We start from the raw sequence: 23,316 nt of genomic DNA on the forward strand, positions 1-23,316 counted from the left end.
AAAGTTAATTCCACTTATTATAGTGAGCGCTAGGGGGATATAGATGAAAAAGTTATGTTTTGTCATACTATTATTTTTCATTCTACCTGTTAGTGCTTTTGCTAATACAGATCATTTAATATTAGTGAATCTTACGACAAACCAGTTGTCTTTTTTTGAAAATGGAAATTATACAAAAACATTCTCCGTAACAACTGGAAGAGATCGTACACCTACGCCTGAAGGTAGTTTTTGTATTATAACTAAATTTAAAAACAAGGAATACCATCGGAAAAAAATACCTGGTGGTGCACCAAATAATCCTCTTGGTACGCGATGGTTAGGTTTGGATAAAAAAGAGTATGCAATTCATGGAACAAATCGGGAATGGACGATTGGAAGTAGGGAATCAAATGGCTGTATTCGCATGCATGACAGGGATATACAATGGTTATATGACCGAGTCCATTTACAAACAAAAGTAATCATTTCTCGTTTTCATGCGAGCCCCGAATATGAAGCGAATAAGCTTGGTTACCGCGTTGTGAGCTGGAACGGTCGTAAAATAGAAGAAGAGCAAATTGGTATGCTTACGTTAGTAGACCGCGTGGATATATATTGGCAAGAACCAAATGGGCAGTTAACAAAAGTAAAAACGGTATTGCCAAATGAAAGATATGCAGTGTACTCAAAACGAAAAGATGGAATATATTATATAGGAAACAATTTGTATATTGCTGATGAAACAGGAGAAAAAATTCGCTATGAACAAATTCCTTCTTCCACTTTAAGTAATATATATAAACGGAAATATAATGTTCCGTAATGGCTACCGTATTATAGACGGTAGCTTATTTCTACTTTGAGTTTAACTGCAACTATTGTATTTTGCTGAATATAATACAGTACAGATAGGGAAGGCGGTTACATTATGAAAAGTGAATTTGCTTTTAAAATTTTCTTAGTAACGACCTGTTTATTTCTCGTGTATTTGTATGCATTTCTCGTCTTTTCTTTTTATGTTCCATATGTTGATTTAATATTGTTCTTCGGGTTTATTTGGGCGTTTGTTAAAGCAAGAGAAGGGGAGAAGAGTATATATCGGCGTATTACGTTATGCGGGACAGCCGTTCTCGTTATTTTGTACTTTTTTATTATGCATGATTTTTGGAGAGGGATGTAAAAAAGCATACGAGTAATCGTATGCTTTTTATGTTTAATATTTTGGCTTAAAAGTATGACAACAAGTTTCTACACTCGTTGCTACAGAACTTTCTAGCGTCTCGTTTGTTAAGACTGCACTTGTATACGAATCATTTTCAGTTTGACCCGATTCATCTGCATCTGGCTGAACGATAATCGCACTGGCTTGACAAAAGTTACCTTGTCCCCAAAATGAGCAATTGGAAACAGAGCATCTTACTTCTGGCATAAAACCCCCTCCTTATACATTAGTTTGGGAATTTACGCCCATTTCATGTGTAGAAGGAGTTTCCTTTTCTCGTTATTTCTTCGTTTGTTCAAACCATTCTTTGAATTTTTCTTTTGATTGTTCTCCGCCAATACGGCTTACTTCTTTACCATCTTTAAAATGAATAATTGTCGGTGTTCCTTGGATATTGTATTTATCCCAAGGCTCGTTTAAATTTTCAATATCAATTACCTTCATATCAACATTTAAATCTTTCGCTAAAGGTACAACAATAGGAGAGACCTTTTGACAATGAACGCAAGAGGTTTGATAAAAGTAAATCGTTTGTTCTTTTTTATCTTCTATATTTTTATTGAGATCCTCAAGAGAAATTTTATTTGAGTAGTAACCTTTTTCATCTGTCGATGCGTTTTTCTTTTCCATTTGTGTTACAGCAAAGATTGCCGCAAATAAGACGATAATAATACCGCCAAATATAAGCATTTTTTTCATTCTTTCATCTCCTTATTTGTTTTTGATGACAATAAAGCTACAAACAGCGATTGTAATAAAGCCGATAAGTGCTAAAAACGGGATTGTCACAAAGCCGAACCAGTTTATGTATTCTCCCGTACATGGTACACGACCGCAAGCTGCCCCAGCAGCTGAAAATGCTGCGATTTTTTGAATCGCATAGTGATATAAAGAAATACAAGCACCAATACTTGCAATTGGTAAAGAATAACTTGCGATGCGATAGTCTTTTTTTACTACAGCGATACCGAGCCATAACACGAATGGATACATAAAAATACGTTGATACCAACAAAGGACACAAGGCTCAAATTTCATGATTTCGGAAAAGTATAAACTTCCTAGTGTAGCGATAAAAGAAGCTCCCCAAGCGGTAAGTAAAGCATATTCTTGCTTTTTTTCTCGTCCCATATTTTATACCTCACTTATAATAGTTACATACTAAATTATAGTATGAAGTGGCACAGAAAAGAAAGAAAAAATATGTTTATCAATAAAAGTTTTATAAGGGGAAACTTTTATTGATATAAACATTTTAAAAAAGCGCTATTCTCCAGAAGAGAATAGCGCTATATTTTACATTTGAATTTGCTCTACTTCTTCTACATGTGACTTTTGGGATGCGTGGTCAATATATTGAAATAGGAGCTGCAATTGTTTATCAACTTCTGGCAGTTCTTTACTGTATTGATAAGCGTGTAAAAAATGCTCAATACGCTTAGAAAATAATTGATCGTTCGTTTGAACCATGAGAACGAGTAATTTATCCCAATTACAGCAATACGTGTAATAGAGAGCTTTATCATAATCGTTATATGTTTGCACTGTGTACCCTCCTTACCGAGAGTTATATATAGTGTGTGATAAGTAAGGAGAAATACACTTGAAAGAATTTGTTAAGAAAAAAAGTGAATGAAAAAAAACGAGGTGTGTCCTCGTTTTTTAAGCTTTTGGCATTGGCGTAGGTGTTGGTTTGCCGTAGCCTTCTTTGTATTTATTATCGATATAGTTACGAATTTCAAGCGTTGATTTTCCTTTTTGTTTCATCGAAGCAGATTCAACAGCGATTTCTAAGCAATTGACGCAAGTCGTTGCATGGGAATCCCAAACAACTTCACCATTCTTTTTAATTTCGCGAATAAAGCAATTTTTATTATTTTTATGTCCTACACTTTCACCGCAACCACAGTAACATGGAATCCAATCTAATAGTTCTGCATTTTGTCCAGCGACAGTGTAGATATCTTTCATTTGTGGATCAAGCTTGTCTAGGAAGGTAGGAAGTGTGTCGACTCCTTTTGTTTTCTCTTGAATGTCAGCTTGCTGAGTATGCGATGCATGGTCGTGCTCTTCTTTTGATTCAGATGATTTTTTTTCATTTGTACTAGTAGCTCCGCATCCAGCAAGAATTAAACTCAGTACTGCAAGTAAAGAAAATACATATTTCTTCATACGCTTGTCCCCTTTACAAATGTATTAATCAAATTGTATCAGAGATTATGGTGTGTCGGGTGAAGATTTTTTTGACCGATTTTTGAAATGCCATCGTAGTGAATGGAATAGAAATAAAATTGGGATATAGGCATATACAATATATAAACCAGCTTGAGATAGTACCGTATTTAATGCATTGATACTTTCGCGGTTTGTGAAAAATAAGGATGAAATAAATATGGCTGCCATAAATAATGGTAGTGTGATTTTAAATGGTATGTGAAACGATTTTTTACTAATACAACAAGAAGACCAAATGGTTAAACAAAGATTAGGTAAAATAATAAGATACCATAAGAAAATAATAATGTACTCAAACCTTTGAATGAAAGGAACTTTAATGATTTTTAGCATCGTTAATGTTGGCCAAATGGTATGGTGTAGTTGCCCTTGACTATAGTACATAAGGGAAACGATGGCTAGTATTACGTATAGAATTGTTGTAAAAGCAATACCGCCATGTGCCCATTTATTTAACGATTTTCCTTTTCTAATAAATGGATAAAAAACAAGGATTGCTTCAAATCCAAGAAATTCTAATGCAGATGATTTCGCTGCAGTTAAAATGTCTAAAGGTGAATGAGTAAGAATTGGAAAAATGTTACGAACATGTGCATATTTCATTGGGAAAACTAAGAAAAGCACGACGAAAATTGGTATTATGACGCCCCAAAAACATATTCCTGTTACTGAACGAAAGCCTCCCCTAATTATGTAATAAGCTACAAGTAAAAATAGTAAGGTTAATTTCCACGGTTTAATTGTAGGAAAGACCCAAACTTGAATCACTTCAATATATGAACGAAGAACAGTAAGGCAAAATAATAAAAGATATGCGGCAAAGCATACGGAAAAAATTTTTCCAATCCACTTTCCGAAACATGTCGTATGAATATTCATTAAATCATTATCTTTTTCTAACATTTTAAGCATGCAAAATAGTACGATATGAGTTGCAATGCCCGCAACGATAAGGGAAATCCAAGAATCATACCCAGCATATTGCGCAATAATCCTTTGGTATCCTAACACACCTACTCCAATTTGAAGAGAGTGTAATAGAAGAAATGTGAAATAAGGGGAAACAGTATGTGTTTTATCTTGTTCAGCCATGATAGCACCTCACTATTCTCCGATACCAGATTGTACGACATTAATCTTCACACTAACAGCAACGTCTACGTCAGGATACATGTCTTGAATTTGTTTCATGCTCCATTTTCTTGAATGACTACGAATTTCTTCACGTATACCAATTGGATCGATTTCATTTTCTTGGAATTGTTTTATTAATTTGTTTAAATCCTTCTCAAGCGCTTTTTCTACATGTCTTTTTACGTAAGTTACATTTTTGCTCTTCGATAAATCAAGCCAGCTGGGAGCATTTTTTACGAGTCCATTTAATTTTAAGTGTATGTTAACCCTTGGAATATCACCGTTTTGGGAAAGGGAACATACACTTTTTCCGGATAAGTTTTGAGTAGCAATTAATCCTTTATGTTTACCTTGACGTATTGGGACTTCGTAACGCCCATTTTTCGTTGGATTAATGAGTAATTTAAATAAAAAAGACTTTTCCTTATCTGTATACATAGCCACTTTATCCTTTTTTAAAAAAGCTAGTCCTTTAATGGAAGCAGATTTGTCTTCTGATACTTGAATGTAAGGAAGAAATGGATCGCATCCAGATGAATAGAAGTTATATAAAAAAATATTTAAAGCTGTCCGCGGGATTGTCTCGTTTTTTATATTTTGCTCCAGTAAATCAGATAAATAAAGTGATCCATTTGTTTTGACATGTTTCAGTAATTCTTCTGCTGAACCATCTACAAGCGCTAGTTGTACATCTCGGCCAATGTTAGGATCACGTTGTAAGTTGTTAATAACATCTCCAAGTCCATGTTCACCAAATGCTTTTCCAAATAGGACAACACGCATTTGACCTACAGCGATCGTATGTGGAGATTTAGCGTTTAGAAGGGAAGAGATTGTTTCAATTGTGCCTGCATGAGTTGATTGAGTTTCTGGTTTAGATTGTATGCCCTTTGTGTAATCGGGATATAAAATGGTTCCGCGAAATTTTTTATCTTTTATTATATCGAATCCACCTACGTGAATCATTCGCTGTGTATCAACTATATGTGCTTCTGTACAACCAGATTGAACAATTAAAATGATAATGAAAAAGCATAAAAAAATATTTTTCATTTTTCCTCACCGTCGCGTTTTTCTTTCGCTTTGTTCGGGTCATAGCGCCATTTCTTTTTGGGCCTTAGAAAAGAAGCGCGTTCTGCAGTTTGACTAAATGGAAGGCGAAGGAGTCCTTCAGCTGTACCTAAACCGCGAAATGGATATAGAGGTAATAAATAAGGTGATCCAAGTGATTTTAAGCGAATTAAATGAGCTAATATGAGTACGAATCCTACAATAAGACCTAAGCCCCCAAATGCACCAGCTAAAAGAATAAGTGGAAATCGTAGTATCCGGATAGTAGAAGACATTTTTACAGTTGGTGTTGTAAAAGAAGCGAGTGCTGATAAAGCAACTGCAATTAATAAAATGTTACTCGTTAAAGCAGCTTGAACAGATGCTTGGCCAATTACAATCCCGCCAACGATGCCGATTGTTTGTCCAACTTTTGTAGGTAATCGTGCTCCAGCTTCACGGAGCAATTCGATTGTGATTTCTAAAAAAAGTGCTTCTAAAATGGGCGGAAAGGGTACATTAGCTCTTGAAAAAATAATCGGACCTAGTAAATCCACAGGAATCATTTGATAATGATACGTTAATACAGCTGTATAAATAGCTGATGAAAATAGCGAGAATGCTGCTCCGAAAAAGCGAACCATTCGAAGAAATGAGCCTGCTATCCATGGTAAATAATAATCTTCTGGCGAGACGAAGAAATCAAGTAACGTCGCTGGTCCAGCTAATGCGTAAGGTGAACCGTCTGTTAAAATAACAACGCCTCCATTCAGTAATGCGTACACAGAGCGGTCTAACCGCTCTGTAGGTAGTAAAACAGGAAAGGGTGAGTTACTATTATCGCTAATAAACTGTTCGATCATAGTTGCATCAAAAGGAACATCAAAGTCCACATCTTGTAAGCGCTGCATTGCAGTATTGATGTGTTGTTCATTTGTAATGCCTTCGATGTAAGCAACTATCACCTTTGTTTTTGATATAGAGCCAACTATAACTTCTTTGAAAACCAATTGCTCTGTTACTATATTTCGGCGAAGTAAGTGTGTATTTGTATCAATATTTTCAACAAATCCGACTTTTGGACCGATTACACTATATTCATTTTCGGTATCGTTATATAATCGTGTACCTAAAACTGAACTTTCAGCACGAATAATTGCATATTCTGCTGCTTGAGAATCGTTTTTTATCTGTATGAGTACATACCCAACTAATAATTTTTCACGAATATCATCAATAGAAGGATTGGTGATGATCCCTTCGAGTGTAACGATATTTGCTATGTCACTTATATTTTCAATGCGATCTAATTCTCTTTTTATAGGTGTTAAAATGAATCGATTAATGAGGAGTGATTCAGCTGTAGATTTATAATAAAACAAACATAGTGTCCCATCTTCTACGATGTTATAGGAAACGAAATCACTAGATTCTTTCATAGTGAGGATAAACTCTGGAATGGAACAGATTGTTTTTTTCTTCTTTTTAGACGATAAACGAAACATTTTCTCACCCCTTACTACATCATTTGTTTATGTTAGTTTTTGGGAAAGACGGGAATTTATACTTGAAAATTGAAAGTTCATAAAGAAAAGGAAGAGTATTGAACATCTCTTCCTTTTTGGTGTATTAATTTGTTTTCTTTTCCTTAATCGACTTTACTAATTTAATCATTTCTGCGCGTATATCTTCTTTGTTTACATTTAATTTTTCGGCAATTTGTTTAATATCCATTCCGTCTTTTTTCATTTTTAGTACATCATCAAGGGGAGTATTACTTTTTTGAGAGATGATTGTTAATACCGTGAGCTGACGTAATCCGATATTATATTCTTTCATTTTTTGTTTTAGTCCATCTGGTGTAGATTTTTGCATATTTGCTAATTCTTGCAGTAGTGCTTTTTTCGTTTCTTTATTCATATGATGTTTGTTCAACTTACTTGGATCTACACCGAAATGCTGGGCTGTTTTCTCCCAAGATTTATTTTGCTTATAGTAAGCTAAAACGTCTTTTATTTCTTTTTTACCGATTCTTGCAATATGAGCAGCTTTCCAAATTTCATGTTTATTATAGCCGAGTTTTTCGAGCGACTGCATTTCTTGTTCTGAAATAGGCTTATGGTGATGCAATGTTACTTCTTTTGGCGTAGCAGCGAAGGTAGGGAAGACGGTTGCCCCAAATAATAACGCTGCCATAGTCATACTTACTGCGATTTTTTTGTACATATAAACTCCTCCTAGATGGATAATGTGGAAAACTTTATACATATCATTTCCATAAAATGTGAAAAACTTGTGAACAAGCTAAGTTTTTTTATTCACAGGATGATGAAATGATGTTTTGAAAGTTTTCCAACATAAAACATTGATTAATAGTAAAAAACTAGGGTATAATCGAAATTGAAAATCAATATCAATACTAAAAATAATCTTATACATATAGATAAAAATAAGGGAGAGAAAAATATGACTACATATACTTCCATCGCAAATGTGATTAAAGAAAGACGTTCTGTTCGTACATTTACAGATAAAGCAGTAGACAAAGAGTTATTAATTGAATTATTAAACGACGCAACATGGGCACCGAATCATAAACACCGTGAACCATGGAATTGTAAATTATACATTGGAGAAGGCCGTCAGAAATTAGTAGACGCAGTATTAAACTCTTTCACAGAAGAAGAAAGAGCGAAACGCGGTAAAATTTTATCTGATCGTTTCTTAAGCACACCTGCACAAATCGTTGTATATATAAATGAAGACCCACGTCAAATTCAACGTGACGAAGATTATGCTGCAACATGTGCATTTATGCAAAACTTCCAACTTCTTGCTTGGGAACGTGGATTAGGTTGTGTTTGGAAATCAGGCGGATTAAACTACAATCCATTATTTATAGAAGGACTTGGTTTAACAAGAGGTCAACGCATCGTTGGAATTCTTCACCTTGGCTACTTCGATAAAGCACCAGAAGGAAAAGCTCGTACGCCGATTACGGAGAAGATGGAGATTATTGAAGGTTAATAGATGAGACATTCTCGTTTTTATGAGGGTGTCTTTTTATTATGCAATCAATCCTCATGAAAGCTTGTTCTCAATCATACACTTTCTTAAGGGAAAGTGTAAGGAGGGAAAATAATGAGAGCAAGTGATGATAAAGCACTGCAATATGCGATTGCGGAAATTACGGAAATTGCGACTGGATTTGGGTTAGATTTTTATCCGATGCGTTATGAAATATGCCCAGCGGAAATTATTTATACATTTGGTGCATATGGAATGCCGACGCGGTTTTCACATTGGAGTTTTGGAAAGCAGTTTTTCAGAATGAAATTACAATATGATTTAGGACTTAGTAAAATATACGAACTCGTTATTAACTCTGATCCATGTTATGCCTTTTTATTAGATACGAACTCGTTAATTCAAAATAAATTAATTGTAGCGCACGTGTTAGCGCACTGTGATTTCTTTAAAAATAATATTCGTTTTTCAAATACGAAGCGAGATATGGTAGAAAGTATGTCGGCAACAGCTGAACGGGTGAAAGCATATGAGCATAAGTACGGAAAAGAAGAGGTAGAAACATTTTTAGATGCCGTACTTGCCATTCAAGAACATATTGACCCGTCACTCATGCGCCCAAAACTTGCGTGGAGTATTGATGATTTAGAAGAAGAAGTAGAAAAGAAAAAGGTATCACAATACGATGATTTATGGAATTTAGATGATCGCAATAAAAAGAGGGAACGTTCCAATGTGCGTAAAAAGAAGAAAATCCCACCGCAACCAGAGAAAGATTTACTTCTCTTTATTGAAGAGTATAGCCGAGAGTTAGAAGATTGGCAGCGTGACATATTAACGATGATGCGTGAGGAAATGTTATATTTCTGGCCGCAACTTGAAACGAAAATTATGAACGAAGGCTGGGCATCCTACTGGCATCAACGCATACTTCGTGAAATGGACTTAACATCTGATGAAGCAATTGAATTTGCGAAATTAAATGCAGGTGTAGTTCAGCCATCAAAAACAAGCATTAATCCATACTACCTCGGTATTAAAATGTTTGAAGATATTGAAGAACGGTACAACAATCCGACAGAAGAAATGAAACGAAGAGGCGTAAAACCAGGGTCTGGCCGTGACAAAATCTTTGAAGTACGCGAAATCGAATGGGATGTATCGTTCCTAAGAAACTATTTAAATAAAGATCTTGTTATGCGAGAAGATATGTACTTATTCCAGCGCCAAGGAAAAGAATATAAAGTAATAGATAAAGAGTGGGAACATGTACGTGATCAGCTCGTAAATATGCGTACAAATGGTGGCTTCCCGTACTTAGTAGTAGAAGACGGAGACTACTTAAAGAACGGAGAATTATACATTAAACATAGTTACGAAGGAATCGAGCTCGATTTAAAATACTTAGAAAAAGTATTACCATATCTTCATCAGCTGTGGGGAAGAACGGTGCATATGGAGTCAATTGTAGAGAGTAAGGGCGTTGTGTTTTCTTATGATGGGAAGATGGTGCATCGGAAGTATGTGTGAGGAGAAGCCGCTGGGATCAGCGGCTTTTTTATATGGGAAATTAATGAAATTGGTGTGTCTGTATGTAATAATATTATTGCATTCATTAAATAATTAAGAGTTAGTCAGTTCCATGAACACAAAAATTTTCATTCATGTTCAAGTATTTTTGTACAAGTTTATATAATCAAAGCTGTACGTTTAAAAACAACTATTTACAATGAAAATTTATATTAAAATTAAATCAGTTAATATATAGAAGGGAGAGAGAGAAAGATGAAATAGCATTTTCAAAATCTTATTAAACAATCCATATAAATTAATTCAACTTGAAGTAGTCGTATGAAAAACCTTTACTATTATTTTAGTGAGGAATCTTTTTAAAGATTGATGGCAATTAGAAAATGCATATCTCTTTTTCCGTTTTCTACATTTTTTAATTGCTAAATATATTTTTTAAAGGAAGATTTTAATAAAACGTTAGTTTGTATGGAAGGTGAAGGGGCTTTACTTTAACTAATATGAATATTATTGAGAGCAATGACGAATTAATTTGTTTTATGAGGATTTGAGATATTAGTTTAAAGTTAGAGTTTATAAAATTAAGTGTAAAGTAAAATTTGTATTGTGAGGGTTAGAGATGAAAATAAATTCAGTATACATTGAAGAATTATTTAATATAAAGCAACAAACAATTTATTTTAAAGAACCAGATGTTGATTATTTTGGGAACTTGAAAATTTCAATTATAGTAGGAGAGAACGGAACTTGTAAAACATCTATACTAAAGTTTTTTGCTGAAGCATTAGCGCTCCCAGCTGCTAGTAGGAAATATAGGGATAGCCTGAATAAAGGGTTTAATATTGAATATAAAATAGATAATGATGATTATGAAATTGGAAACTGTATCAGCAAGGAGAAACCGTTACAGGATACTAAAATAAGGATACCTAATAAGTATCCTGCGAACGTTATTGTATCAACAACCGCACTGAATGGAAAATTTTCAAGTAAAGATAAAGTGGGTCGATATACAGAATACATTTATAGCGGTCCATTAAAATCAGCAACGATTGATATTTTAAGTGCACTTAGGGATCCTGGATTAGAAAAATACGTTAAAGATTTAATAAGTTTAATAGGATGTTCAGTAAAATATCGAATTGTAATGCCTGAAGAGGAAGTGCTGAGAAATATTATAAATAAAAAAGGAAATCGGTTAGGTATTTCTGCAAGTGACAGTAAAATATCTGACTTTTTAAAAAGACATGAGAGTATCGGCTCAAAGGAATCAGATGTAGAAGAGAAACGTTTGCACAGAAGGGTCACAATTAAAAAATCAAGTCGAAAAATTATAATTAATCCAATGGATATAGATGATTTATGGATGGAATGTATCGAATATTTTAATAAAAATAATATTAATCTCGATTTACGTATTGAACTTTATAATTTACATAGTGATGAATGGATTGACATAAAGGATATGAGTTCTGGAGAACAAGCAATGTTTGATAGGTTTTTCTCATTACTATTATCTATAAAGAATAATTCATTGGTTCTTATCGATGAACCAGAAACACATTTACATCCAAGGTGGGCCAGGGAGTATATACATATGTTGACTAAATTATTTTCTGATTTTAAGGCTCATATTATTTTAGCAACTCATTCTCCATTTATTACTGCAGATGTTCCGAGTGAATGTATTGTGGGGTTAATTAAAGATGAAGGTACAAGAGACGTAAAACAATATGAAGTAAATTCGGCGACTTTAGGGGGGAATCCTGTAAATATACTTGATGAAGTTTTTAGGCTTAATAATTACACTGGTTCTTTTAGTGAAGAAATAATAAAGGATATTAAAAAGTGTCTTGAAAATGGGGATAGTGAAAAAGCTTTAAAGATGTTCAATGATTTAGGGGTGACTATTAGCAAGTATGCCTTGTTTAACGAATTGAAAAATAAGTTATTAGGAGATATACAGTAACATGTGGAAAATCGATACAACTATGGTCTCAAAATGTATGTCTGTCACTGATACATTTATTAATGATTTTTTCTGTTGGGCAAAAGAAAATAATTCAAAAACAAGAGAAGAAATAGAAGAAACTTTAAAAAATGATGATTCTTCTTTAGGTAAAGTTGCAAATGGTTTGACAGGCGTATTCGAATTACTTATAAAACTATCATTATACCAAAATATAGAAGAAATTTATGAAGTTTATACAAATATGACGGCGGATTATTATGTTTTTTTGGAAAATGGAGCCTGCGTTGCTGATATCCCTGAAGAATCATTAAAACTATCAGAGGAAATATTTAAATACTTTTATGAAACACTTCTAGATAGACAAACTTTTTGGGAAAATTATAGTAATGGATTCGAGAGATTTTCTAAAAGTATCTTTCGAGAAACAATAACAAAGGAGAGACAAGTATGTCCATATTGTGATATGAATCTTGTGACATATAATAAGCAATCGAATACTGATCACTTTCTTGCACTTACTTATTTCCCTGTATTATCAGTTAAATGGGAGAATTTAGTTGTTTCTTGTGTGGTTTGTAATTTGTACTTGAAAAATGCTAAGTTGATAGGAACATATCAAGGGAAGAGTAGTTATATACCTATGTTACATCCCTATTTTCATGAGGTAGCAGAACATATTCGATTTACATTTGATGATAGTTTAAACATAGGAGTGATTCCTAGTGATGTAGAAGATGAAAGAGCTAAAAATTATTGCGAATTATTTGAGTTGGAAAGTATTTATCAAGGAGCTCAAAAAATTATTGAGATGACTTGGCTTGAAATATACAACACAATAAAAATACGTTTTAATAATGAACAAGGCTTATCCGATGAAAGCCCTTTAGAAAAATTAGTTCGGATGTATAAAGAACAACTTTTAATAAAATTAGAATGTTTTGAAAATGGTATAGGGGGAGTACCTTATGTGAAGATACTAATAGATTTATTGAGGTTTAAATTATCTGAGGTAGAGATGGAACAAGTCATTGATTTATTAGCAATGGAACTGAATATAAAAATGCCTTTTAAACAATTTATTAATGATGACAATTAAAAAATCACATAAAATAGTATGGATGAATTTATGGTATTTGGAAGAGGGGCTGGACTTCCTACTGGCATCAACGCATACTTCGTGAAATGGACTTAACATCTGATGAAGCAATTGAATTTGCGAAATTAAATGCAGGTGTAGTTCAGCCATCAAAAACAAGCATTAATCCATACTACCTCGGTATTAAAATGTTTGAAGATATTGAAGAACGGTACAACAATCCGACAGAAGAAATGAAACGAAGAGGCGTAAAACCAGGGTCTGGCCGTGACAAAATCTTTGAAGTACGCGAAATTGAATGGGACGTATCGTTCCTAAGAAACTACTTAAAGAACGGAGAATTATACATTAAACATAGTTACGAAGGAATCGAGCTTGATTTAAAATACTTAGAAAAGGTATTACCATATCTTCATCAGCTGTGGGGAAGAACGGTGCATATGGAGTCAATTGTAGAGAGTAAGGGCGTTGTGTTTTCTTATGATGGGAAGATGGTGCATCGGAAGTATGTGTGAGGAGAAGCCGCTGGGATCAGCGGCTTTTTTATATGGGAAATTAATGAAATTGGTGTGTCTGTATGTAATAATATTATTGCATTCATTAAATAATTAAGAGTTAGTCAGTTCCATGAACACAAAAATTTTCATTCATGTTCAAGTATTTTTGTACAAGTTTATATAATCAAAGCTGTACGTTTAAAAACAACTATTTACAATGAAAATTTATATTAAAATTAAATCAGTTAATATATAGAAGGGAGAGAGAGAAAGATGAAATAGCATTTTCAAAATCTTATTAAACAATCCATATAAATTAATTCAACTTGAAGTAGTCGTATGAAAAACCTTTACTATTATTTTAGTGAGGAATCTTTTTAAAGATTGATGGCAATTAGAAAATGCATATCTCTTTTTCCGTTTTCTACATTTTTTAATTGCTAAATATATTTTTTAAAGGAAGATTTTAATAAAACGTTAGTTTGTATGGAAGGTGAAGGGGCTTTACTTTAACTAATATGAATATTATTGAGAGCAATGACGAATTAATTTGTTTTATGAGGATTTGAGATATTAGTTTAAAGTTAGAGTTTATAAAATTAAGTGTAAAGTAAAATTTGTATTGTGAGGGTTAGAGATGAAAATAAATTCAGTATACATTGAAGAAATTTATTTTAAAGAACCAGATGTTGATTATTATTTAATATAAAGCAACAAACATTTTGGGAACTTGAAAATTTCAATTATAGTAGGAGAGAACGGAACTTGTAAAACATCTATACTAAAGTTTTTTGCTGAAGCATTAGCGCTCCCAGCTGCTAGTAGGAAATATAGGGATAGCCTGAATAAAGGGTTTAATATTGAATATAAAATAGATAATGATGATTATGAAATTGGAAACTGTATCAGCAAGGAGAAACCGTTACAGGATACTAAAATAAGGATACCTAATAAGTATCCTGCGAACGTTATTGTATCAACAACCGCACTGAATGGAAAATTTTCAAGTAAAGATAAAGTGGGTCGATATACAGAATACATTTATAGCGGTCCATTAAAATCAGCAACGATTGATATTTTAAGTGCACTTAGGGATCCTGGATTAGAAAAATACGTTAAAGATTTAATAAGTTTAATAGGATGTTCAGTAAAATATCGAATTGTAATGCCTGAAGAGGAAGTGCTGAGAAATATTATAAATAAAAAAGGAAATCGGTTAGGTATTTCTGCAAGTGACAGTAAAATATCTGACTTTTTAAAAAGACATGAGAGTATCGGCTCAAAGGAATCAGATGTAGAAGAGAAACGTTTGCACAGAAGGGTCACAATTAAAAAATCAAGTCGAAAAATTATAATTAATCCAATGGATATAGATGATTTATGGATGGAATGTATCGAATATTTTAATAAAAATAATATTAATCTCGATTTACGTATTGAACTTTATAATTTACATAGTGATGAATGGATTGACATAAAGGATATGAGTTCTGGAGAACAAGCAATGTTTGATAGGTTTTTCTCATTACTATTATCTATAAAGAATAATTCATTGGTTCTTATCGATGAACCAGAAACACATTTACATCCAAGGTGGGCCAGGGAGTATATACATATGTTGACTAAATTATTTTCTGATTTTAAGGCTCATATTATTTTAGCAACTCATTCTCCATTTATTACTGCAGATGTTCCGAGTGAATGTATTGTGGGGTTAATTAAAGATGAAGGTACAAGAGACGTAAAACAATATGAAGTAAATTCGGCGACTTTAGGGGGGAATCCTGTAAATATACTTGATGAAGTTTTTAGGCTTAATAATTACACTGGTTCTTTTAGTGAAGAAATAATAAAGGATATTAAAAAGTGTCTTGAAAATGGGGATAGTGAAAAAGCTTTAAAGATGTTCAATGATTTAGGGGTGACTATTAGCAAGTATGCCTTGTTTAACGAATTGAAAAATAAGTTATTAGGAGATATACAGTAACATGTGGAAAATCGATACAACTATGGTCTCAAAATGTATGTCTGTCACTGATACATTTATTAATGATTTTTTCTGTTGGGCAAAAGAAAATAATTCAAAAACAAGAGAAGAAATAGAAGAAACTTTAAAAAATGATGATTCTTCTTTAGGTAAAGTTGCAAATGGTTTGACAGGCGTATTCGAATTACTTATAAAACTATCATTATACCAAAATATAGAAGAAATTTATGAAGTTTATACAAATATGACGGCGGATTATTATGTTTTTTTGGAAAATGGAGCCTGCGTTGCTGATATCCCTGAAGAATCATTAAAACTATCAGAGGAAATATTTAAATACTTTTATGAAACACTTCTAGATAGACAAACTTTTTGGGAAAATTATAGTAATGGATTCGAGAGATTTTCTAAAAGTATCTTTCGAGAAACAATAACAAAGGAGAGACAAGTATGTCCATATTGTGATATGAATCTTGTGACATATAATAAGCAATCGAATACTGATCACTTTCTTGCACTTACTTATTTCCCTGTATTATCAGTTAAATGGGAGAATTTAGTTGTTTCTTGTGTGGTTTGTAATTTGTACTTGAAAAATGCTAAGTTGATAGGAACATATCAAGGGAAGAGTAGTTATATACCTATGTTACATCCCTATTTTCATGAGGTAGCAGAACATATTCGATTTACATTTGATGATAGTTTAAACATAGGAGTGATTCCTAGTGATGTAGAAGATGAAAGAGCTAAAAATTATTGCGAATTATTTGAGTTGGAAAGTATTTATCAAGGAGCTCAAAAAATTATTGAGATGACTTGGCTTGAAATATACAACACAATAAAAATACGTTTTAATAATGAACAAGGCTTATCCGATGAAAGCCCTTTAGAAAAATTAGTTCGGATGTATAAAGAACAACTTTTAATAAAATTAGAATGTTTTGAAAATGGTATAGGGGGAGTACCTTATGTGAAGATACTAATAGATTTATTGAGGTTTAAATTATCTGAGGTAGAGATGGAACAAGTCATTGATTTATTAGCAATGGAACTGAATATAAAAATGCCTTTTAAACAATTTATTAATGATGACAATTAAAAAATCACATAAAATAGTATGGATGAATTTATGGTATTTGGAAGAGGGGCTGGACTTCCTACTGGCATCAACGCATACTTCGTGAAATGGACTTAACATCTGATGAAGCAATTGAATTTGCGAAATTAAATGCAGGTGTAGTTCAGCCATCAAAAACAAGCATTAATCCATACTACCTCGGTATTAAAATGTTTGAAGATATTGAAGAACGGTACAACAATCCGACAGAAGAAATGAAACGAAGAGGCGTAAAACCAGGGTCTGGCCGTGACAAAATCTTTGAAGTACGCGAAATTGAATGGGACGTATCGTTCCTAAGAAACTACTTAAAGAACGGAGAATTATACATTAAACATAGTTACGAAGGAATCGAGCTTGATTTAAAATACTTAGAAAAGGTATTACCATATCTTCATCAGCTGTGGGGAAGAACGGTGCATATGGAGTCAATTGTGGAGAGTAAGGGCGTTGTGTTTTCTTATGATGGGAAGATGGTGCATCGGAAGTATGTGTGATGAAAAGAACGAACATAGAATGCTATGTTCGTTCTTTTTTATTTGGAACAAGGTCAAATATGCTATTCTTGAAAAAGGGAGTTACATAGAGAAATGGAGAGGTTCAAATGAGTAAAGTAGGGGTATGTAAGGTGGATATTACGCCGCCTATAGGTATTGATTTTGTCGGATATGATAGAGAGACAGGCATAAATAATATTGAAGAGCGTATTTCCTACTGGCATCAACGCATACTTCGTGAAATGGACTTAACATCTGATGAAGCAATTGAATTTGCGAAATTAAATGCAGGTGTAGTTCAGCCATCAAAAACAAGCATTAATCCATACTACCTCGGTATTAAAATGTTTGAAGATATTGAAGAACGGTACAACAATCCGACAGAAGAAATGAAACGAAGAGGCGTAAAACCAGGGTCTGGCCGTGACAAAATCTTTGAAGTACGCGAAATTGAATGGGACGTATCGTTCCTAAGAAACTACTTAAAGAACGGAGAATTATACATTAAACATAGTTACGAAGGAATCGAGCTTGATTTAAAATACTTAGAAAAGGTATTACCATATCTTCATCAGCTGTGGGGAAGAACGGTGCATATGGAGTCAATTGTGGAGAGTAAGGGCGTTGTGTTTTCTTATGATGGGAAGATGGTGCATCGGAAGTATGTGTGATGAAAAGAACGAACATAGAATGCTATGTTCGTTCTTTTTTATTTGGAACAAGGTCAAATATGCTATTCTTGAAAAAGGGAGTTACATAGAGAAATGGAGAGGTTCAAATGAGTAAAGTAGGGGTATGTAAGGTGGATATTACGCCGCCTATAGGTATTGATTTTGTCGGATATGATAGAGAGACAGGCATAAATAATATTGAAGAGCGTATTTATGGGACGGTTTTTGTATTTGAAAAAGATGAAATGAAAACTGTATTTATAAGCATTGATAATATTGGGATGTTAGTAGAAGATACGAATATGATTCGTGAGCAAGTAGAGAGTGAACTTCATGTGCCATTTGAGCAAATAACAGTTATTTATACTCATACGCACTCCGGTCCAGAAACGGTCGGTGATGATACGCTAGTACAGTCGTATAAAACGATTTTAGTAAATAATGTAGTGCAAGGTGCTGTTACTGCGAGTAACAATTTGAAGTTGTGCGAAGTTGGATGGGGTGTTACGACAGGTGATATTGGTGTCAACCGAAGAGAGAGAACATCTGATGGAAGAGCGAAGATGGGAACAAATATAGAGGGTGTTGTAGATAAACGAATTGGCATGTTAGCGATAAGAAATGCTGAAACGAAGGAGCTATCTGGTATTGTAGTATTTTGTACTGCGCATCCGAATGTTTTAAAAGGTGATAGTGATGTATTATCAGCAGATTATCCAGGGATGACGAGAGAGATTCTTGAGAAGATCGTAAACTGTCCTGTTATTATTGTGCAAGGTGCTGCTGGAAATGTGAATGCGAAGTATCGCGGTTCAAGGGAAGCATTAAACCAAATGGCTTACATGCTTAGTGGACATGTATTAACGATGTTGCCAACAGTTACATATAGCCCAATTGTAAATTTAAGGACAGTTTCAAGTACCATGCAAATGAAGTTGAAGGATATCCCTGAAATTGATGAGATAAGAAGAATGGCTCGGTTCGCCGAGAAGCAGTGGGGCGTGAATACGGATGAATGGCTTACTATCGTTTTAGAGAAATATAAGCAAGGTATTCGGCAGTTACGTATTGATTTAGAAGTTCAACTGTTTCAAGTTAATGATGGTATGTTCTCTGGTATACCGATGGAACCTTTTTCAGAGACTGCGTTAGAAATGAAAGAGCGTCTTCAAAATGAACTAGCTTTCTTTGGTGGATATATGAATGGATATATTGGTTACTTACCGACAAGGGAAGAGTTTGAATATGGTGGATATGAAGTGGAATTAAGCCCTGTTGTGTATGGATCGGTTACGAATTTATTGATGCCACCTGGGGAGAATACTGCGGAGTTGGTTGTGAAGAGAGTTATGGAATTATATAACGCGTAAAAAAATATATTCAGTAGAATAAAATTTAAAGAAATTAATGATTTTTAATACAGCTATAGAAAAACGAATCCATTTTGAAGAAGATGAATCAAAATGGATTCGTTTTTTGTTTACCAGACAGGTCGTATATTTGATGATAATTTCTCTGTATTTTCTTTAGTAACGAATGTTGTTAAATCTTCTTTTAGCATTTGCATTCGTTCTGTACCTATGTTTTCAATCCATCGCTGCTCTATTTCAGCTACTATTTCTTCTTTAGCTTTCATTACTGCTAAACCACGTTCGGTTAAAATAATGATTTTACCTCTTTTATCAGTAGGGTGTGTTTTACGTGTAACGTAGCCACTATTATCAAGAGAATCCACCATTTTACTTACAGCTTGTTTGGAAATCCCTAAATACTCAGCTAGTTCTATACCAGTTGCTCCGTTAGGAAGAATGCGTTTAAACATAAATCCATGTGCTGGTCTAATATCCTCAAATCCCAATTCACTTAATCTGTCATGTAGCTCAGTAATTAATGTACTAAAGGATAATGATAAAAGTGAAGTAAGATCTAACTCGTTAAATGTTTGATTCATGTATATAACCTCCGCACTTGTAGTCAATCAAGTTGACTATATATAATACTTATTGTACTATACACAATATAGTCAATCAAATTGACTATATTGTGTTGGTAGAACAAATAATGATTTATATAATATAGAATCAATGGAGGTTTCATATGGTCAATATCGTAAAAGTTAGAGGGAGTGTCTTTGCACCATATGCATCGCTGGAACCTATTAAGGATCTTGCAACAGGAAGATCGTTTGAATATGCTGGAGATGCACGTGAGTTTACACCATACGCTGTGAACGCAAAGCGTTCAAGATTAGAACAAGAAGTGAATATTGATTTTTATAAAAGAGAGATTTTCACATATGCAGATGCTTGTATCGTCACAGTGAAGATTACAAATCCAGATGGATCAACTGAGTATCAAAAAGGAGAAACAAGTACAGAAAACATTGTATGTACTAATATCGTATGGGGCGAGGATGAAGTTTCATTTGAAATGAGAGCAAGTGCAAGTAATCCGTTAAATGCGGCAGCACCTGCAGCTGATTATTTGTTGGCTATACGAGTTAATAAAAGTGGTACTGTGCATGTTGAAGGTGTACATGATGGTTTCCCTTGCTATGAATTTTATAAACAAGTAGATTTTGGTTCGTTTGAATTAATATATACACATGATTTTAGAGAGACAAATGATACTCCAGCAGCACTGGCTGGAGAGATGGAATACAGCTTTAAAACGACAGTCTAAACATAAATATAGCACTATTTTTTAGAAGGAAGTAGAAAAGTAAAAGAGAAATCTATTGATTATTGGACCGAAATTGTGATCTGTTTTACTCAATGATATGCAGTATTTAAAATAAAATTATAGAGGTGTTTCTTATGACTAATATCGTGAAAATTAGAGCCAGTGTATTTATCCCAATTTCTTGGACAGAAGCTAAGAAGGATATGGAAACAGGAAAAGTAATTCAATTCGAAGGTGATTCGCGTGAATTTACACCACATGCGGTAAATACGATGCGCTCTAGAGTTGAGCAAGAGGTAGTAGTTGATTTCTATAAAGAAGAAGTGTTTTCATATGCGAACACGGGTATTACGACCGAGAAGATTACAAGTCCAGATGGTTCTGTGAGTAAAAGAACAGGAAAAGCGAGTACAGAAAATATTGTGTGTACTGATATCGCATGGAATTCTGATGGTGTGCAATTCAAAATGAGTGCGAGTGCAAGTAATCCATTAAATGTATATGCACCTCCTGTGGATTATGTATTACATGTATGTGTGAAAAAGGATGGTAGTATTGATATTCAAGGGGAGCATGATGGATTCCCTTGTTTTGAATTTTATAAGCAAGTAGATTTCGGTTCATTTGAAAAAATATATACACATGATTTTAGAGAAACTGGTGATACAGCGGCAGCGCTAGGCGGGAACATGGATTATAGTTTTACAAAGAGATTATAGAACGTATGACAATGGAACGATTGCTTGCTTTATTCGTAAAGAACTTGGAGATGTCTAAGTTCTTTTTTATTTGTTTCGAATTTGTGAAAGAAAGACATATTGATTGAAATTAAATTTTTTATACTCTATCATATACCCATACAGGTATAGGTTATTCGTAATACGTAAAAAAATTAAATAATAAATAAGATGGAGGTTTGAAATATGTCTAGAAAAATAGTTGTAGTAGGTGGAGTTGCCGGCGGGGCATCAGTAGCTGCAAGACTTCGTCGTTTAAGTGAAGAAGATGAAATTATTATGGTGGAGCGCGGTGAATATATTTCATTTGCAAATTGTGGATTACCATACTATATTGGCGGTGTCATTACAGAAAGACAAAAATTATTAGTACAGACTGTTGAAAAGATGTCTAAGCGTTTTAATTTAGATATACGTGTATTGAGTGAAGTGGTACAGATTAATAAAGAAGAGAAAACAATTACGATAAAGAATGTAACTACAAATGAAACATATAACGAGGAATATGATGTGTTAATTCTGTCACCAGGAGCAAAACCAATTGTTCCACCTATTCCAGGTATTGAAGAAGCGAAGGCGTTGTTTACGTTACGAAATGTACCTGATACAGATCGTATTAAAGCGTATATTGATGAGAAGAAACCACGTCATGCGACGGTTATTGGTGGCGGGTTTATTGGCGTGGAGATGGTTGAAAACTTAAGAGAACGTGGAATTGATGTTACTCTCGTAGAGATGGCAAATCAAGTGATGCCACCAATCGATTATGAAATGGCGGCATACGTGCATGAGCATATGAAAAATCATAATGTTGAGCTTGTTTTTGAAGATGGTGTAGATGCATTAGAAGAAAGCGGGAATGTTGTACGTTTAAAAAGTGGCTCAATTATAGAGACAGATATGATTATTTTAGCAATTGGTGTACAACCAGAGAGTAGTTTAGCGAAGGATGCAGGATTAGCATTAGGAGTTAGAGGGACGATAAAAGTAAATGAGAAATTTCAAACATCGGATCCACATGTATATGCAATTGGTGATGCGATTGAAGTGAAAGATTTTGTTACAGAAACAGAAACGATGATTCCTTTAGCGTGGCCGGCTAATCGTCAAGGTCGCATGTTAGCTGATATTATTCATGGTCATACGGATTCTTTATATAAAGGTACGCTAGGAACTTCTGTAGCTAAAGTTTTTGATTTAACAGTTGCTTCGACTGGAGTAAATGAGAAAATATTAAAACGATTAAATATACCCTATGAGGTAGTGCATGTGCAGGCAAATTCTCATGCCGGGTACTATCCGAATGCTACGCCAGTACTAATAAAATTAATTTTTAATAAAGATAGTGGGAAAATTTATGGAGCGCAGGCGTTAGGGCGTGACGGTGTAGATAAGCGTATGGATGTTATCGCAACAGCCATAAAAGCAAATTTAACTGTAATTGATTTGCCAGATTTAGAATTATCATATGCTCCGCCTTATTCTTCTGCAAAAGATCCGGTAAACATGGTAGGGTATGCGGCAAGTAATATAGTGGATGGTTTTGTGGACACAGTACAATGGCATGAAATAGATCGTATTGTTGAAAATGGTGGGTATCTTATTGATGTTCGAGAGCCTAATGAACTAAAGCAAGGAATGATTAAAGGCTCTATTCATATTCCGTTAGATGAATTACGTGATCGTTTAGATGAAGTGCCAGTGGATAAAGAAATATATATCACTTGTCAACTTGGTATGAGAGGGTATGTTGCAGCGCGCATGTTAATGGAAAAAGGATATAAGGTAAAGAATGTAGATGGTGGCTTTAAATTGTATGGGACAGTATTACCAGAACGTGTTGTATATTAATATTTTTTCATCTTCCACTCCAAAATTGG

22 protein-coding genes and 3 pseudogenes are annotated in these 23,316 nt (G+C 33.8%); 15 read left to right on the top strand and 10 right to left on the bottom strand.

The window, feature by feature from the left end:
• Positions 1–43: 43 nt before the first annotated feature.
• Together ATN06_RS04005 and ATN06_RS04010 are read left to right on the top strand one after the other, a co-directional pair.
• Positions 44–805: a L,D-transpeptidase gene (locus ATN06_RS04005; RefSeq protein WP_060629618.1), complete on the top strand. Its 762-nt coding sequence runs from the start codon at positions 44–46 to the stop codon at positions 803–805.
• A gap of 105 nt (positions 806–910) precedes the next feature.
• Complete coding sequence (locus ATN06_RS04010; RefSeq protein WP_060629619.1) at positions 911–1,162, top strand: hypothetical protein; 252 nt, start codon at positions 911–913, stop codon at positions 1,160–1,162.
• Between the two features lie 33 nt (positions 1,163–1,195).
• Here the strand turns inward: ATN06_RS04010 and ATN06_RS04015 are convergent, their stop codons facing one another.
• The 9 genes from ATN06_RS04015 to ATN06_RS04055 all read right to left on the bottom strand — a co-directional run bounded on the left by ATN06_RS04015 (position 1,196) and on the right by ATN06_RS04055 (position 7,849).
• Positions 1,196–1,411 carry a DUF1540 domain-containing protein gene (locus ATN06_RS04015; RefSeq protein WP_060629620.1) on the bottom strand — a complete coding sequence of 72 codons (216 nt, stop codon included), beginning with the start codon at positions 1,409–1,411 and terminating at the stop codon, positions 1,196–1,198.
• A gap of 72 nt (positions 1,412–1,483) precedes the next feature.
• Entirely contained in the window at positions 1,484–1,903 is a 420-nt protein-coding gene (locus ATN06_RS04020; RefSeq protein ID WP_060629621.1) for a thioredoxin family protein, read from the bottom strand.
• Positions 1,904–1,915: 12 nt separating this feature from the next.
• Complete coding sequence (locus ATN06_RS04025; protein ID WP_000532269.1) at positions 1,916–2,335, bottom strand: disulfide formation protein C; 420 nt, start codon at positions 2,333–2,335, stop codon at positions 1,916–1,918.
• Between the two features lie 165 nt (positions 2,336–2,500).
• Complete coding sequence (locus ATN06_RS04030) at positions 2,501–2,749, bottom strand: YhdB family protein (protein ID WP_001195459.1); 249 nt, start codon at positions 2,747–2,749, stop codon at positions 2,501–2,503.
• Between the two features lie 117 nt (positions 2,750–2,866).
• Entirely contained in the window at positions 2,867–3,376 is a 510-nt protein-coding gene (locus ATN06_RS04035; protein WP_000761019.1) for a PCYCGC domain-containing protein, read from the bottom strand.
• A 45-nt stretch (positions 3,377–3,421) separates the two neighbouring features.
• Positions 3,422–4,531 (bottom strand): GerAB/ArcD/ProY family transporter, encoded by a 1,110-nt coding sequence (locus ATN06_RS04040; protein ID WP_060629622.1) that lies wholly within the window; start codon positions 4,529–4,531, stop codon positions 3,422–3,424.
• A 12-nt stretch (positions 4,532–4,543) separates the two neighbouring features.
• Complete coding sequence (locus ATN06_RS04045) at positions 4,544–5,626, bottom strand: spore germination protein GerYC (protein ID WP_060629623.1); 1,083 nt, start codon at positions 5,624–5,626, stop codon at positions 4,544–4,546.
• Positions 5,623–7,128, bottom strand: a complete 1,506-nt coding sequence (locus ATN06_RS04050; protein ID WP_060629624.1) for a spore germination protein — start codon at positions 7,126–7,128, stop codon at positions 5,623–5,625. The genes ATN06_RS04045 and ATN06_RS04050 overlap by 4 nt, the downstream gene beginning before the upstream one ends.
• 124 nt (positions 7,129–7,252) lie before the next feature.
• Positions 7,253–7,849, bottom strand: coding sequence for a hypothetical protein (locus tag ATN06_RS04055; protein WP_060629625.1), 597 nt, complete (start codon positions 7,847–7,849; stop codon positions 7,253–7,255).
• Positions 7,850–8,089: 240 nt separating this feature from the next.
• Between ATN06_RS04055 and ATN06_RS04060 the strand changes: the two genes are divergently transcribed.
• The 10 genes and pseudogenes from ATN06_RS04060 (at position 8,090) to ATN06_RS04105 (ending at position 19,387) form a co-directional block, all read left to right on the top strand.
• Positions 8,090–8,650, top strand: coding sequence for a nitroreductase family protein (locus ATN06_RS04060; protein WP_000214810.1), 561 nt, complete (start codon positions 8,090–8,092; stop codon positions 8,648–8,650).
• Positions 8,651–8,764: 114 nt separating this feature from the next.
• Positions 8,765–10,180 carry a stage V sporulation protein SpoVR gene (gene spoVR / locus ATN06_RS04065; RefSeq protein ID WP_060629626.1) on the top strand — a complete coding sequence of 472 codons (1,416 nt, stop codon included), beginning with the start codon at positions 8,765–8,767 and terminating at the stop codon, positions 10,178–10,180.
• A gap of 619 nt (positions 10,181–10,799) precedes the next feature.
• Positions 10,800–12,149, top strand: a complete 1,350-nt coding sequence (locus ATN06_RS04070) for an AAA family ATPase (RefSeq protein WP_060629627.1) — start codon at positions 10,800–10,802, stop codon at positions 12,147–12,149.
• Between the two features lies 1 nt (position 12,150).
• Positions 12,151–13,248, top strand: coding sequence for a hypothetical protein (locus ATN06_RS04075; RefSeq protein ID WP_060629628.1), 1,098 nt, complete (start codon positions 12,151–12,153; stop codon positions 13,246–13,248).
• Positions 13,249–13,283: 35 nt separating this feature from the next.
• A pseudogene (locus ATN06_RS04080) lies at positions 13,284–13,763 on the top strand (SpoVR family protein); the annotation flags it as partial.
• A gap of 712 nt (positions 13,764–14,475) precedes the next feature.
• Entirely contained in the window at positions 14,476–15,732 is a 1,257-nt protein-coding gene (locus ATN06_RS04085; protein ID WP_060629629.1) for an AAA family ATPase, read from the top strand.
• 1 nt (position 15,733) lies between these two features.
• Positions 15,734–16,831 (top strand): hypothetical protein, encoded by a 1,098-nt coding sequence (locus tag ATN06_RS04090; protein WP_060629628.1) that lies wholly within the window; start codon positions 15,734–15,736, stop codon positions 16,829–16,831.
• 35 nt (positions 16,832–16,866) lie between these two features.
• A pseudogene (locus ATN06_RS04095) lies at positions 16,867–17,346 on the top strand (SpoVR family protein); the annotation flags it as partial.
• Positions 17,347–17,525: 179 nt separating this feature from the next.
• Positions 17,526–18,017: pseudogene (locus ATN06_RS04100) on the top strand (SpoVR family protein); the annotation flags it as partial.
• Between the two features lie 107 nt (positions 18,018–18,124).
• Entirely contained in the window at positions 18,125–19,387 is a 1,263-nt protein-coding gene (locus ATN06_RS04105; RefSeq protein WP_060629630.1) for a neutral/alkaline non-lysosomal ceramidase N-terminal domain-containing protein, read from the top strand.
• Between the two features lie 110 nt (positions 19,388–19,497).
• Here the strand turns inward: ATN06_RS04105 and ATN06_RS04110 are convergent, their stop codons facing one another.
• Positions 19,498–19,968 carry a MarR family winged helix-turn-helix transcriptional regulator gene (locus ATN06_RS04110; RefSeq protein WP_060629631.1) on the bottom strand — a complete coding sequence of 157 codons (471 nt, stop codon included), beginning with the start codon at positions 19,966–19,968 and terminating at the stop codon, positions 19,498–19,500.
• Positions 19,969–20,114: 146 nt separating this feature from the next.
• On the opposite strand from ATN06_RS04110, the gene ATN06_RS04115 reads away from it, so the two are divergent.
• From ATN06_RS04115 to cdr, 3 genes are all read left to right on the top strand, one after another.
• Entirely contained in the window at positions 20,115–20,699 is a 585-nt protein-coding gene (locus ATN06_RS04115) for a DUF3238 domain-containing protein (RefSeq protein ID WP_060629632.1), read from the top strand.
• Positions 20,700–20,833: 134 nt separating this feature from the next.
• Entirely contained in the window at positions 20,834–21,418 is a 585-nt protein-coding gene (locus ATN06_RS04120; RefSeq protein WP_060629633.1) for a DUF3238 domain-containing protein, read from the top strand.
• 204 nt (positions 21,419–21,622) lie between these two features.
• Positions 21,623–23,287 carry a CoA-disulfide reductase gene (gene cdr / locus ATN06_RS04125; RefSeq protein ID WP_060629634.1) on the top strand — a complete coding sequence of 555 codons (1,665 nt, stop codon included), beginning with the start codon at positions 21,623–21,625 and terminating at the stop codon, positions 23,285–23,287.
• Positions 23,288–23,316: the final 29 nt, after the last annotated feature.

This window comes from Bacillus thuringiensis (genome assembly GCF_001455345.1).
In the GTDB taxonomy this organism is placed as follows: domain Bacteria; phylum Bacillota; class Bacilli; order Bacillales; family Bacillaceae_G; genus Bacillus_A; species Bacillus_A thuringiensis_N.

Bases quoted from the DNA above. Each gene is read 5' to 3' on its own strand.
- ATN06_RS04005 (WP_060629618.1), top strand. From the start codon at position 44: ATGAAAAAGTTATGTTTTGTCATACTATTATTTTTCATTCTACCTGTT.
- ATN06_RS04010 (WP_060629619.1), top strand. From the start codon at position 911: ATGAAAAGTGAATTTGCTTTTAAAATTTTCTTAGTAACGACCTGTTTA.
- ATN06_RS04015 (WP_060629620.1), bottom strand. From the start codon at position 1,411: ATGCCAGAAGTAAGATGCTCTGTTTCCAATTGCTCATTTTGGGGACAA.
- ATN06_RS04020 (WP_060629621.1), bottom strand. From the start codon at position 1,903: ATGAAAAAAATGCTTATATTTGGCGGTATTATTATCGTCTTATTTGCG.
- ATN06_RS04025 (WP_000532269.1), bottom strand. From the start codon at position 2,335: ATGGGACGAGAAAAAAAGCAAGAATATGCTTTACTTACCGCTTGGGGA.
- ATN06_RS04035 (WP_000761019.1), bottom strand. From the start codon at position 3,376: ATGAAGAAATATGTATTTTCTTTACTTGCAGTACTGAGTTTAATTCTT.
- ATN06_RS04040 (WP_060629622.1), bottom strand. From the start codon at position 4,531: ATGGCTGAACAAGATAAAACACATACTGTTTCCCCTTATTTCACATTT.
- ATN06_RS04045 (WP_060629623.1), bottom strand. From the start codon at position 5,626: ATGAAAAATATTTTTTTATGCTTTTTCATTATCATTTTAATTGTTCAA.
- ATN06_RS04050 (WP_060629624.1), bottom strand. From the start codon at position 7,128: ATGTTTCGTTTATCGTCTAAAAAGAAGAAAAAAACAATCTGTTCCATT.
- ATN06_RS04055 (WP_060629625.1), bottom strand. From the start codon at position 7,849: ATGTACAAAAAAATCGCAGTAAGTATGACTATGGCAGCGTTATTATTT.
- ATN06_RS04060 (WP_000214810.1), top strand. From the start codon at position 8,090: ATGACTACATATACTTCCATCGCAAATGTGATTAAAGAAAGACGTTCT.
- spoVR (WP_060629626.1), top strand. From the start codon at position 8,765: ATGAGAGCAAGTGATGATAAAGCACTGCAATATGCGATTGCGGAAATT.
- ATN06_RS04070 (WP_060629627.1), top strand. From the start codon at position 10,800: ATGAAAATAAATTCAGTATACATTGAAGAATTATTTAATATAAAGCAA.
- ATN06_RS04075 (WP_060629628.1), top strand. From the start codon at position 12,151: ATGTGGAAAATCGATACAACTATGGTCTCAAAATGTATGTCTGTCACT.
- ATN06_RS04090 (WP_060629628.1), top strand. From the start codon at position 15,734: ATGTGGAAAATCGATACAACTATGGTCTCAAAATGTATGTCTGTCACT.
- ATN06_RS04105 (WP_060629630.1), top strand. From the start codon at position 18,125: ATGAGTAAAGTAGGGGTATGTAAGGTGGATATTACGCCGCCTATAGGT.
- ATN06_RS04110 (WP_060629631.1), bottom strand. From the start codon at position 19,968: ATGAATCAAACATTTAACGAGTTAGATCTTACTTCACTTTTATCATTA.
- ATN06_RS04115 (WP_060629632.1), top strand. From the start codon at position 20,115: ATGGTCAATATCGTAAAAGTTAGAGGGAGTGTCTTTGCACCATATGCA.
- ATN06_RS04120 (WP_060629633.1), top strand. From the start codon at position 20,834: ATGACTAATATCGTGAAAATTAGAGCCAGTGTATTTATCCCAATTTCT.
- cdr (WP_060629634.1), top strand. From the start codon at position 21,623: ATGTCTAGAAAAATAGTTGTAGTAGGTGGAGTTGCCGGCGGGGCATCA.